General features: G+C 61.0%; 10 protein-coding genes. 4 read left to right on the forward strand and 6 right to left on the reverse strand.

Annotated features, from left to right (window positions below):
• Positions 1-577: 577 nt before the first annotated feature.
• The 5 genes from P3T21_RS03390 to P3T21_RS03410 all read right to left on the reverse strand — a co-directional run bounded on the left by P3T21_RS03390 (position 578) and on the right by P3T21_RS03410 (position 5,858).
• On the reverse strand, positions 578-934 hold the full coding sequence (locus P3T21_RS03390; protein WP_429254529.1) for a hypothetical protein: 357 nt from the start codon (positions 932-934) through the stop codon (positions 578-580).
• A 466-nt stretch (positions 935-1,400) separates the two neighbouring features.
• Entirely contained in the window at positions 1,401-2,519 is a 1,119-nt protein-coding gene (locus tag P3T21_RS03395; RefSeq protein ID WP_429254530.1) for an ABC transporter ATP-binding protein, read from the reverse strand.
• A gap of 132 nt (positions 2,520-2,651) precedes the next feature.
• A complete protein-coding gene (locus P3T21_RS03400; RefSeq protein ID WP_429254531.1) occupies positions 2,652-3,509 on the reverse strand; it encodes a carbohydrate ABC transporter permease in 858 nt (285 codons plus the stop codon).
• Entirely contained in the window at positions 3,499-4,440 is a 942-nt protein-coding gene (locus P3T21_RS03405) for a carbohydrate ABC transporter permease (RefSeq protein ID WP_429254532.1), read from the reverse strand. The genes P3T21_RS03400 and P3T21_RS03405 overlap by 11 nt, the downstream gene beginning before the upstream one ends.
• Positions 4,441-4,610: 170 nt before the next feature.
• A complete protein-coding gene (locus P3T21_RS03410; protein WP_429254533.1) occupies positions 4,611-5,858 on the reverse strand; it encodes an ABC transporter substrate-binding protein in 1,248 nt (415 codons plus the stop codon).
• Positions 5,859-6,373: 515 nt separating this feature from the next.
• On the opposite strand from P3T21_RS03410, the gene zwf reads away from it, so the two are divergent.
• The 3 genes from zwf (at position 6,374) to P3T21_RS03425 (ending at position 10,637) form a co-directional block, all read left to right on the forward strand.
• Positions 6,374-7,837, forward strand: coding sequence for a glucose-6-phosphate dehydrogenase (gene zwf / locus P3T21_RS03415; protein ID WP_429254534.1), 1,464 nt, complete (start codon positions 6,374-6,376; stop codon positions 7,835-7,837).
• A gap of 198 nt (positions 7,838-8,035) precedes the next feature.
• Positions 8,036-8,740, forward strand: coding sequence for a 6-phosphogluconolactonase (gene pgl / locus P3T21_RS03420; RefSeq protein ID WP_429254535.1), 705 nt, complete (start codon positions 8,036-8,038; stop codon positions 8,738-8,740).
• The gene (locus P3T21_RS03425) at positions 8,718-10,637 is read left to right on the forward strand and encodes a bifunctional transcriptional regulator/glucokinase (protein ID WP_429254536.1); all 1,920 of its coding nucleotides are present in this window, start codon (positions 8,718-8,720) and stop codon (positions 10,635-10,637) included. The genes pgl and P3T21_RS03425 overlap by 23 nt, the downstream gene beginning before the upstream one ends.
• Before the next feature lie 114 nt (positions 10,638-10,751).
• Here the strand turns inward: P3T21_RS03425 and P3T21_RS03430 are convergent, their stop codons facing one another.
• Positions 10,752-11,975, reverse strand: a complete 1,224-nt coding sequence (locus tag P3T21_RS03430) for a Bcr/CflA family multidrug efflux MFS transporter (RefSeq protein ID WP_429254537.1) — start codon at positions 11,973-11,975, stop codon at positions 10,752-10,754.
• 212 nt (positions 11,976-12,187) lie between these two features.
• Between P3T21_RS03430 and P3T21_RS03435 the strand changes: the two genes are divergently transcribed.
• Positions 12,188-12,694: a hypothetical protein gene (locus P3T21_RS03435; protein WP_429254538.1), complete on the forward strand. Its 507-nt coding sequence runs from the start codon at positions 12,188-12,190 to the stop codon at positions 12,692-12,694.
• Positions 12,695-12,792: the final 98 nt, after the last annotated feature.

The raw sequence follows: 12,792 nt of genomic DNA on the forward strand, positions 1-12,792 counted from the left end.
CAGGTGTTGGCCTACAACCTGAAGCGGGTCATGAACATACTTGGCGTTGCGGGGACGTTGAAGGCCATGAAGACGGCCGGAAGCTAAAGCCCCGAAGGGCTTTGTTGTGCTCGCAATGTTCGATTAGTGCAAACTCTCCGTATCAAACTCGATCAGCCTGATCGGCAATCAACCGCTCAGCGGCAAAAATGGAGTTTCCACACACTCTGGGTCGACTACGGTCGATCGCGTCCGTCGAAAGCGGACATTGGAGGTCCGGGACACTCACACATTGGACGACCGCAAAGGCCGAGATCCTGTCTCAGACCGAAATGCAACCGCAGGCCATAAGAAACCTGTCGTTCAAGCGAAAAGCGGCCGTTTCATGTTCGAGCTAGACCTCGTCATCTTCCCGTCCAAAACAAAGGCTGCGGGCAAGTCGAGCCACCCTGAACGCAGTGAGGCCTGGAGATGGCATTCCAGTGAGCTCTGACGCAGAGTATTGCAGACGATATGTCTTGAACTCAAAGCTTGAGTGCGGCCCTCCTTCCAGAAGAGCGATCCCTTCGGAAAGTCTGAACACTGGAAGGAGGTAACCTCAATGCTTCGTATCCGAACCTGGCGCAACGATAACGTCCGCCATCGCCGCTTCGCTCGCCTGCTGTAGGCTCCGCTTCGTCAACTGCCCTGCCAGCAGTCCTTGGAACGTTTTTACATCAAGCTCAGCATTTGCCTCAGCGTCATTAGCAACGGACTCCAACATCGAAAGCAACTTCGCACGATCGACAGCCGGCACATCACACGCTTCAATCGTCCGGGCGAGCGCCGCTAACTGCGCGAATTGCTGAACATGACGCTCACCTGCGAGCAACGCTGTTTCAAGCATCGTCTCTAGCAGACCGGCACGCGTGGAAGAACCGGAAGGGGCTTGAACAGCAAAAGAATTTGAAGACATGATGCGATCCTCGGGATGGTTTTGTGAAACAACCCGACACTCGCTGTCAAACGGGTGGACGGGCACGAGACAAGGTTGACAGACCGGAACCACCGCACACCGGCGAGCCTTGCGGCTCCCTTGCCAAGGCCCGCCCATAGGCGTGCGGAGGCAAAGCGCAGAGAACCCGCGAAGGCAGGCTAATGCGGCGATGATTAGCGGGCTGTCAAACCCGTCCATCGCTGTTTCGATGGCACCAAAAGTATAAATACGCGCCACCGACAACCAATCGCCCGCACAAGCTAAACCGACTAGCCTTTGATCAAAAGCAAAAAGCCCGAAACGTCTCCCAACGCAAGGGGCCTACTCCCTATCAACGCACGTCACCAAACAAACGCCGGATCCAAAAAGACACAACCCCGATGCGCCTTGGAACGCATCGGGGTTGTGCTTACTTCTCGCGAAAGCTTCGAGCAGCGACGGTTAATTAAGCAATCCGCTCTTCATTCGAAGGATCAAACAACACAGCCTTCGAAACATCAAACAGCAAAGTCGTATTAGCCATCGGCTGCGGGTTCGAAGCCGGATGCACGCGGCTAACAATCCGCTTGCCGTTCACCTGGGCAAACACCAGCGTATCCGGACCCGTAGGCTCAATAACATCAACCTTAACTTCGATAGGCTGCAGCTTCCCACCTTCGAGGTTATGCGCGTGACGGGCGTCGGTAATGCGTTCCGGGCGCAAGCCCAGGATAACCTCACGCCCAACGTGCGATTTAACCTTACCTGAATCAAACGGCAGATTCAGCACACCGCGCGTAGCGCCGGTATCAAGCTCGATGCCCATACCCGAACCATTCTCAACCAGCTTGCCTTGAATGAAGTTCATCGGCGGCGCGCCAATGAACCCGGCAACAAACAGGTTAGAAGGCGAATCATAAATTTCCTGCGGCGCGCCAAACTGCTGCACCACGCCATCCTTCATGACAGCAATCCGATCCCCAAGCGTCATCGCTTCGATCTGATCATGCGTCACATAAACGATGGTGGTACCCAGACGTTGATGCAGCAGCTTGATCTCAGACCGCATCTCAATCCGCAGCTTCGCATCCAGATTCGACAAAGGTTCATCGAACAGGAACATCACCGGATCGCGAGCCAGCGCACGCCCCATCGCCACACGCTGACGCTGCCCACCAGAAAGCTGCCCAGGCTTCCGATCCAGCAAATGCGTAATCTGCAGCGTATTAGCCACACGATCGACAATCTGCGTCTGCTCAGCCTTAGGCACCTTCCGGATACCCAACCCGAAAGAAATATTCTCGCGCACCGTCATCGACGGATACAGCGCGTACGACTGGAACACCATCGCGATGTCGCGATCTTTCGGCGAGAGGTTGTTCACCGTCTTGCCGTCGATCTGGATCTCGCCCTTCGTCACGGTCTCGAGGCCGGCGATCATGTTGAGCAGCGTCGATTTCCCGCAGCCTGAGCCGCCCACCAGAATCAGGAACTGGCCGTCTTCGATGTCGATGTTGACACCCTTCAGAACCGGCACCCCGTTCGGGTAGGTCTTAAACACGTCACGGATAGAAAGGCTTGCCATGCTGTGAATCCTCTAGTCTCTGTACTGCGTCTCGTGCATCCCGCCAGCCACTCAAACTGCACCGGCAAAACGCCTTGTTCGGGCCACCCGCGCGCAACGCGCGCAAAGGCAGCATGCATAATTCCCGATCGATCAGCCCTTCACTGCACCTGCCGTCAGACCGCGCACAAAATAGCGGCCGGCGACGATGTAGACGAGCAACGTAGGCAGCGCGGCGATGATCGCGCCCGCCATATCGACGTTATATTCCTTCACACCCGTCGACGTATTCACGAGGTTGTTCAGCGCCACCGTGATCGGCATCGAATCGACGCCGGAGAACACGATACCGAACAGGAAGTCATTCCAGATCTGCGTGAATTGCCAGATCAGGCAGACCATGAAAATCGGCAGCGAAACCGGCAGCAGGATCTTCGTGAAGATCGTGAAGAAACCCGCACCGTCAATCCGCGCCGCCTTCACGAGTTCAGCCGGAATGCTGACGTAGAAGTTGCGGAAGAACATCGTCGTGAACGCGATACCGTAGATCACGTGCACGAGCACGAGACCCGACGTCGTATTCGACAGGCCAAGGAAACCTTCGAAACGCGCCATCGGCAGCAGGATCGCCTGGAACGGAATGAAACAGCCGACCAGCAGCATCGTGAAGATCGGATCCGCACCACGGAAACGCCAGTGCGTCAGCACATAACCGTTGAACGCACCGACAATCGACGAGATCAGCACGGCCGGAATCACCATGCGCACGGAGTTCATGAAGAACGGTTGCATGCCGTCGCAACGCACACCCGTACACGCGCCGCTCCACGCCTTGATCCACGGATCGATCGTCCAGTGGGTCGGCGGCGTCAGCAGGTTGCCGGTGCGCAGCTGGTCGATGTCCTTGAACGACGTCGACAGCATCACGTACAGCGGGAACAGGAAGTACAAGGCAAACAGAACCAGGGCCGCATAAATGACGGCGCGGCTGATCGTCATCTTAGGCTGCATTGCGGGTGCTCCTCGATTCCAGATACATCAGCGGCACGAGCACGGCCACAACAGTCGCAAGCATCATCATCGACGACGCAGCGCCGACGCCCAGTTGCCCGCGATTGAACGAAAACGTGTACATGAAAATAGCCGGCAACGACGACGAAGTACCCGGGCCACCCGCCGTCAACGCGACGACCAGGTCAAACGTCTTGATCGTGATGTGGCAGAGAATCAGCAGCACGGAGAAGAACACCGGACGCATGCTCGGAATCACGATCTTGCGATAGATGGTGGGCAAGCCCGCGCCGTCCATCTGCGCTGCCTTGAAGATTTCCGAGTCAACGCCACGCAAACCCGCCAGGAACAGCGCCATCACGAAGCCCGTGGATTGCCACACCGCCGCCACCACGACGCAGAAAATCGCCTTGTCAGGATCGCCGAGCCAGCTGAACGAGAAGCTCGTCCAGCCCCAGTCGTGGAACACCTTTTCGAGGCCGACGCTCGGCGTCATGATCCATTGCCATGCGGTACCCGTCACGATGAACGACAGCGCCATCGGGTACAGGAACACGGCGCGCAGCGCGCCTTCGTTGCGGATCTGCTGATCGAGCAGGATGGCGAGGAAGAGACCGAGTCCAATACAGATACCGATGAACGGAATGCCAAACCAGCCAAGATTCGCAGCCGACGTCCAGAACACGTCGTTCTCGAACAGTTCGCGGTATCGGTCGAGACCGACAAATTCGTAGCGTGGCATCAGTCGCGAATTGGACAGCGACAGAAAGCCGGTGATCAGGATAAAACCGTAGACGAAAACAAGGCTGATCAGGACGCTGGGTGCGAGCACCAGCTTCGGAATATAGCGATCGGCCAGCGCCGCCATCGGCGACGTGCGGCGGGTCACGGAAGGCGTCTTCTTCCCGTTTCCGCTGATAGAAGCAGTCACTACTCGACTCCTGCTGAAACTGTGCCGCCGGTACGTCACGCAGGCAACGCGCGATGTCTGGCAAGCATAGAGGTGACTCAGGGTGAAGCACAGCTAAACCACTCACAAACCGTGCTACAGAAGGATACGCCCGGCGCCTGCGTGGACAGGTACCGGGCGCATCACTTCGCTTACTTCGTCTTCGCTGCCTTCGCGAGCGCTGCAACTGCGCTCTTCGAATCTTGCGTCGAGTTCATGAACTTCGTCACGACGTCCGAGATCGCGCCTGCTGCTGCGTCCGGTTGAGCCATGCCATGTGCCAGCGAAGGCACATAGCCGCCCGACTTGATCGACACCTGTTCATCAGCGTACGACTTCTTCGCGCAGTCGTCGAACTTGTCCATCGACACGCCCAGACGAACCGGGATGGAACCCTTGTTCAGGCTGAACTGTTCCTGGAAGTCCGGCGACATGATCGTCTTCGCCAGTGCCAGCTGACCCGGCGTTGCAGCCTTCTGGCCCTTCTGGGCAAAGAACACGAACGAGTCGACGTTGAACGTGTACGACTTTTCCGTACCCGGCACAGCGGCGCAGACGTAGTCCGTGCCCGACTTCTTGCCGGCGTTGGCAAATTCGCCCTTCGCCCAGTCGCCCATGAACTGCATGCCGGCCTTGCCGTTGATGACCATCGCCGTTGCCAGGTTCCAGTCACGGCCCGTGCGGCCCGCGTCGAAGTAACCCTGGATCTTGCGAACCGTGTCGAACACGCCAACCATCTTGTCCGACGTCAGCGTCTTCTCATCGAGGTCGACGATCGCCTTCCTGTAGAAATCCGCGCCCTGCGACAGCACCACGTCTTCCCACAGCGTCAGGTCTTGCCACGGCTGACCACCCATCGCGATCGGCTGGATGCCCGCGGCCTTCATCTTGTCGGCCAGCGCGAAGAATTCCGGCCAGGTCGTCGGTGCCTTGCCGCCTGCCTTGTCGAGCGCTGCCTTGTTGATGTACAGCCAGTTCACGCGGTGGACCGAGAACGGCGCGCCAACGTAGTGGCCGTCCGCGTGCATGATCTTGTCGATTTCGGGCGGCAGGTTCTTCTTCCAGTCGCCAGCCGCTGCGTCGATCGGTACCAGCACGCCTTGAGCGGCCCAGTCCTGGATCAGCGGGCCCTTGATCTGGGCTGCGCTCGGCGCATTACCCGAAATCACCTGCGTCTTGAGTGCCGTCATGGCAGCCGCACCTGCGCCGCCCGCAACCGCGAAGTCCTTCCACGTGTAACCCTGCTTCTGCATGTCGTCCTTGAGGACGCCAACGGCTTTCGATTCGCCGCCCGAAGTCCACCAGTGCAGAACTTCGACCGACTCGGCCGCCTGAACTGCCGACACGCCACACATCAGACCTGCGGCGCACAGAGCGCCCATGATCGCGCGAAATTTCATTGCTTATCTCCTCCAGACACCTGAACAAAAAACGAATGCCCCTGTAGAGACAGGGTGCGGTGGTTTGGTCAAACAGGCAAAACAGGGCGGTCGAACGTCGGGCAGCCGATGTGTTTGTACATCGCCGGCGCGCCGGTATCCGGCCGCTGGACGCTCAGAAGATGAGTGGTTCGGGATGCAACTGACTGTCTCCTCTTTTGATTTTTGCCTGCCCGCTGTGGCGCGCTGCAGACTCGAGGGCGGACCGCGCAAGGCTTCGGACATCTGCCGCCGCAAGCCCGCCAGGAAAGCCCGCCGGCGATGCGAAAACACGATGTCCGTTAACATGCAAGGACGCTTCGCTTATTCGGGAAAACGCGCATCTCTCTCGACAGCGCACGCTTTTTTTATCGAATTAGCGTTACCTCTTGATTTGGATTGTAGTTAAACTACAATTCAGTGTCAAAAAAAATTTTATCGGACTACGGTCGCCCTTTTCGCACCACTGGCGGCCCCCATGACATCGACGGAGACTCATGCAAACCGATTCAAGTTTCACCTTCGTTCTCTTCGGCGGAACCGGCGATCTGTCGATGCGAAAAATCCTGCCGGCACTGTATGAAGCGCACCGTGCAGGTGGCATGCTGGCTGAGAGTGGCAAGATCGTGGCGGTCGCACGTCACGAGGAAGACCGTGAAGGTTATCTGCAGTGGGTCAACGAACACGTCAAGCCGTACGTCTCGAAGAATGGCCTCGATGAAGCCGCATGGGCGAGCTTCGTTGCGCGCATCGACTATGTGAAGCTCGACCTGGGCAAACCCGAAGATTTCGTGCTGCTGCGCGATGCGGTGAAAGACCTGCCCGGCATCCGCGTGTTCTATCTCGCGACGGGTCCGTCGCTCTTCGTGCCGATCTGTCATGCGCTGGCTTCGGTCGGGTTGAACGCGAACGCCCGCATCGTCCTTGAGAAGCCGCTTGGCTATGACCTGCGTTCGTCGAACGCGATCAACGATGCAGTCGGCGAGATCTTCGCTGAAGAACAGATCTACCGGATCGACCACTACCTCGGTAAAGAGCCGGTGCAGAATCTGCTCGCGCTGCGTTTCGGCAATGCGCTGTTCGAACCGCTGTGGCGTCGTGAGTGGGTCGAGAGCATCCAGATCACGATCGCTGAAGAACTCGGCGTCGAAGGGCGCGGCGACTTCTACGACAACACCGGCGCGCTGCGCGACATGGTGCAGAACCATTTGCTGCAGCTGCTTTCCATCGTCGCGATGGAGCCGCCGCATTCGATGGATTCCGATTCGGTCCGTGATGAGAAGCTGCGCGTGCTGCGCGCGCTCAAACCGGTCGATGAACGCGAAATCGGCAAGGTCGCCGTGCGCGGCCAGTATCATGCGGGCGGTATCCGCGGTACGCCGGTGCCGGCCTATGCAACTGAGCCGGGCGTGAAACCGGACAGCACGACGGAAACGTTTGTGGCGCTTAAGGTGGAAATCGAAAACTGGCGCTGGGCGGGCGTGCCGTTCTTCCTGCGTACCGGAAAGCGGCTGGCGGATCGCGTCGCGGAAATCGTCGTGAACTTCAGGCCGGTGCCGCATTCGGCGCTGGGTTCGTCGGCGCTGCGTCCGGGCGCGAACCGTCTCGTGATCCGCCTGCAACCGAACGAAACGATTCGTCTGTACTGTCTTGCCAAGCAGCCGGGCGAAGGAATGAACCTCGCCAGCGTCCACCTCGACCTCGCATTCGACCAGTTCTTCCGCGAAGGCCAGATGGAGGCGTATCAGCGTCTGCTGCTCGATGTGATCAACGGTCGCCTCGCCCTTTTCGTGCGTCGCGATGAACAGGAAGCTGCATGGCGCTGGGTTGAGCCTATCCTGAATGAGTGGAGCAGCTCGAACAAGCCGCCCAAGCCGTACGCGGCTGGCACGTGGGGACCGGCGGCGTCGAGCGCGATGCTCGCGCAGCATGGCACGTGCTGGCTGGAAGAAGAGAACTGACGTCGCATTCCCGGTAGAGGCGCGTGGAGGTCCACGCGCCTTTTACCGTTGCAACGCCGCATTTTGGGAAGTATTGAACCGGGTTGACCGGACCGTGCAGCCGCCCATGAGACGCAATGCATCGCGTCTTATCGGCGACGGCATCAAACCGGTCGCTGTACGACCTGCAAACCTACAAGAAAGCAGCATGGAGGAGAAGTGATCGAGCTTCACGCTTTCGACGACCAACGCGCCCAATCCGACGCGCTGGCGAAAGCGGTGGGCGACGCGTTACATGCGTCACTCGCCGCACAGGCGACCGCGCCCCAGACCGGCGCGCGCCGCGCGACGCTTGCAGTTTCCGGCGGCTCCAGTCCGCGTCCGTTCCTGCAGACGTTGTCGACACAACCTTTCGACTGGGCGCACTTCGATGTGACGCTGGTCGACGACCGCTGGGTGCCGGAAACCGACGCGGCCAGCAACTCGCGCCTCGCGCACGAGACGTTGCTGCAGAACGCCGCGGCCGCCGCCACGTTCTGGCCGCTGGTCGACACCACAGAGACGCTCGAGGCCCACATCGCCGCGCTCAACGCTGACGCTCTTCGTCGCGTGCCGGATGTCGCGATTCTCGGCATGGGCGAAGACGGCCACACGGCTTCGATCTTCGCCGACGCGCCCGAGTGGGACCACGCCATCACGACGACTGAGCACTTCGTTGCCGTGCATCCGGGCAACGCGCCGCACGCGCGCGTGAGCTGGTCGCTTTCCGCGCTGCAACAGGTGGGACATCTGTATCTGCTGATCGCCGGACCGCGCAAGCTGGACGTGCTGCAACAGGCCGCCGCTGCGCCACAAAAAAATGCCATCTCGAAGTTGGCAAACGACAAGGGAGTGAGACTCGATGTCTACTGGTGTGCAAACTAAGGCTGTCCCGGTCGCGGGCCAGCACGCCGATGGACCGAGGCTACTCGCAGACATCGGCGGCACCAACGCGCGTTTCGCGCTTGAAACCGGTCCCGGTGAGATCGCGCAGGTGCTCGTGTATCCGTGCGCGGATTACCCGGGCGTCGCCGACGTCATCAAGAAGTATCTGAAGGACACGAAGATCGGCCGCGTGAACCATGCGGCGATCGCGATTGCGAACCCGGTCGATGGCGATCAGGTCAGCATGACCAATCACGACTGGACCTTTTCGATCGAAGCGACGCGTCGCGCGCTCGGCTTCGACACGCTCCTCGTCGTCAACGATTTCACCGCGCTCGCGATGGCGCTGCCGGGTCTCACCGACACGCAACGCGTGCAGGTGGGCGGCGGCCAGCGTCGGCAGAACAGCGTGATCGGCCTGCTCGGACCGGGTACGGGCCTCGGCGTATCCGGCCTGATTCCGGCGGATGACCGCTGGATCGCGCTCGGCAGCGAAGGCGGCCACACGACCTTCTCCCCGGCCGACGAACGTGAAGACATCGTGCTGCAATACGCACGCAAGAAGTGGCCGCATGTGTCGTTTGAACGGGTCGTCGCGGGTCCGGGTCTTGAAGTGATCTATCGCGCGCTGGCGGCACGCGACAAGAAGCGCGTCGCGGCATCGGTCGATGCGCCCGAGATCACGCGGCGCGCGCTCGAAGACAACGAGCCGCTTGCGCTTGAGACGGTAGACTGCTTCTGCGGCATTCTCGGCACCTTCGCCGGCAATATCGCGGTGACGCTCGGCGCGCTTGGCGGTATCTATATTGGCGGCGGTGTTGTGCCGCGCCTCGGCGAACACTTCGCAAAGTCGTCGTTCCGCAAGCGCTTCGAGGCGAAAGGCCGCTTCGAGGCGTATCTCGCGAATGTGCCGACGTATGTGATCACGGCGCAGTATCCGGCGTTCCTCGGCGTGTCGGCGATTCTCGCGGAGCAGTTGTCGAATCGCGCGGGCGGCAGTTCGTCGGCGGTGTTCGAGCGTATTCGCCAGATGCGCGATGCGCTGACGCCGGCTGAACGTCGCGTCGCTGATCTCGCGCTGAATCATCCGCGTTCGATCATCAACGACCCGATCGTCGACATCGCGCGCAAGGCCGACGTGAGCCAGCCGACCGTGATCCGCTTCTGCCGTTCGCTCGGCTGCCAGGGTCTGTCCGATTTCAAGCTGAAGCTCGCGACGGGTTTGACCGGCACGATTCCGGTGAGCCACAGCCAGGTGCATCTCGGCGATACGGCTACGGACTTCGGCGCGAAGGTGCTGGATAACACCGTGTCGGCGATTCTTCAGTTGCGTGAGCATCTGAACTTCGATCACGTGGAACAGGCGATCGATCTGCTCAACGGCGCGCGACGTATCGAGTTCTACGGCCTCGGCAACTCGAACATCGTCGCGCAGGACGCGCACTACAAGTTCTTCCGCTTCGGCATTCCGACGATCGCTTATGGCGACCTGTATATGCAGGCCGCTTCGGCTGCGTTGCTGGGCAAGGGCGATGTGATCGTCGCGGTGTCGAAGTCGGGCCGCGCGCCTGAATTGCTGCGTGTGCTCGACGTCGCGATGCAGGCGGGCGCGCAGGTGATCGCGATCACGTCGAGCAACACGCCTCTGGCGAAGCGCGCGACGGTGGCGCTGGAAACCGATCACATCGAGATCCGCGAATCGCAGCTGTCGATGATCTCGCGCATCCTGCATCTGGTGATGATCGATATTCTGGCGGTGGGCGTGGCGATTCGTCGCGCAATGCCGAATCCTGAAGTCAGCGAAGCGGTCGCGAAGGTACGCGAGCGTGCAGATGATGATTCGACGGCTGTGCTCGACTGGTTGAGTCACGGCGCGGCGTCTTCGGCGAAGGACTGAGTTCTAGCAGTCCACGTTCGGTGCCGATGTGAAAAAACGCCGGTCTCGTGAGAGGCCGGCGTTTTTTATTGTGCGTTCGAGATGCGCGTCGTGTTGTCTCGCAGCCTTCGCATGTCAGGCCGCGCGCACACCAGGCAACGGCCGTCCGTGCCAGCGCAACACAAGCCACCGGCCCGCAAAACACAGCAGCCCCGTCACGCCGATCGTCACGCCCATTCCCTTCGGCGTGCCGCCCTGCCAGAGTCCGACCGCGAAACTCGCCAGCGCGCCGAGCGCCAGCTGCATCGCGCCGAACACGGCCGCAGCCGCGCCCGCGTTGCGCGGATAGCGATGCATCAACTCAGTCGTGCAGTTGGCCGACAGCACACCCACCACGCCGACCACGAAGAACAGTCCGGCGACGATCGACCACAAACCGCCCCACCCTGTCAGACATACGAGCGCAACGAACAGCGACGCGCCACAGCTGATAGCCGCGGCAACCGAGATGATCGGCAGCGGCCCCAGCCGTCCGACGAGCCGCGTATTCATGAAGTTGCCGAACATGATGCCGATGATGTTCAGGCCAAACAGAAAGCCGTAATGCTGCGCCGATACATGGAAGTACTCGATGTACACGAACGGCGTCGCGGTGATGTACGCGAACATCGAAGCAAACGCCATCCCGCCGCACAGCATGTGCCCCCACGCGACCGGATCGCGCAGCAGCTTGCCGTAAGCCGCGAACGACTGCAGCACCGCCGAACTCGCACGCTTCTCGCGCGGCCAGGTTTCCGGCACGCGCAGAAACGCCATCGCTGCGCAGACCGTGCCGAACGTCGTCAATGCGATGAACACGACGCGCCAGCCGCCCAGCAGCAGCAACTGCCCGCCGATCAGCGGCGCGAGCAGCGGCCCGATCGATGTGACGATAGCCAGCATCGACAGCACGCGCGCGGCTTCGGTGGGCTCGTGGGCATCGCGGGCAATCGCGCGCGCCAGCACCGATGCAGCGCCCGCGCCCAGCGCCTGCACGAAGCGGAACGTCATCAGCGAGCCGATCGAGAACGACAGCGCGCAGGCGACGCTCGCGAGCACGTACATCACGATGCCGCCGAGCAGCACCGGCCGCCGCCCGAACGAATCCGACAGCGGGCCATACAGGAGCATGCCCATCGAAAAGCCCAGCATGAAACTGGTCAATGTCGACTGCGCAGCGCCCGCGCTGACGGCGAACGCGTGTGCGATCGACGGCAGGCTCGGCAGGTACATGTCGATGGAGATCGGCCCGCATGCGGCGAGCGCACCGAGCAACAGAATCAGCCGGCGATCGTGCCCGCTTCTGGCAGCGTGAGACATGGGAATCCGGATGAAGCGGCTCGCCGCAGGAATCGGCGAACAGCGGGTACGACGGGGTTAGGGGTCTCAACATTGTACGCGACGCTTAAAAGCGCCGTGCGCGGTCCGGCCCCTCAATCGACGCGACGTACGGGATTCAGCCCGCGCCGGCGATCGGTTAAAGTGCCTTTCCCGCCGGCCAGCATGTCGGCCCCCTTTGAACCCAATCCGCCATGACCGCCTTCCTGCTGATCTGGAGCCCCAAAAAGTGGCCGTGGCCCGAACTGCCCAACGTGGCGAAGCGGGTCGCCGCCGGCGAAGCCGTGCTGGACGTCTGGGGCTGCGGCTTCGCGCGCGGCATCGAGCCTGGCGACCGCGTCTTCCTGCATCGGGTGGCGCAGGAGCCGAAGGGCATCTTCGGCTCGGGCTACGTGATGCGCGCGCCCTACGAAGTCCCCGATCCGGCGACAAAGCGCGGCTACCGGCTGTGTATCGATTTCGTCTACGACTGGCTGGTCGACGCACATCAAGGTGTCGTGATCCCGCGCGAGGCGTTGCGCACGCATCCTTTTTCGGTCCAGACGTGGGACGCGCAAAGTTCGGGCACGTCGATCAAGCCTATGGCCGAAGGCGCGCTGGAAAAGCGCTGGGCCGAACTCACCGGCAGACGGCCGCGGCCAGAACCGCCCACGCCCAAAGGCCCCGTGCGTTCGTCGAAGCTCAAGGCCAGCGCGTCCTGAGACGACACCCCGCCCTGCTCCCGCGCAAGGCCTGATAAGCCCGACTCCGGTACAATTTCATAACCATCCAGCCGCCGCGACGCCAGCACGGAGCGGGC

The organism is Paraburkholderia sp. GAS334, assembly GCF_050436625.1.
In the GTDB taxonomy this organism is placed as follows: domain Bacteria; phylum Pseudomonadota; class Gammaproteobacteria; order Burkholderiales; family Burkholderiaceae; genus Paraburkholderia.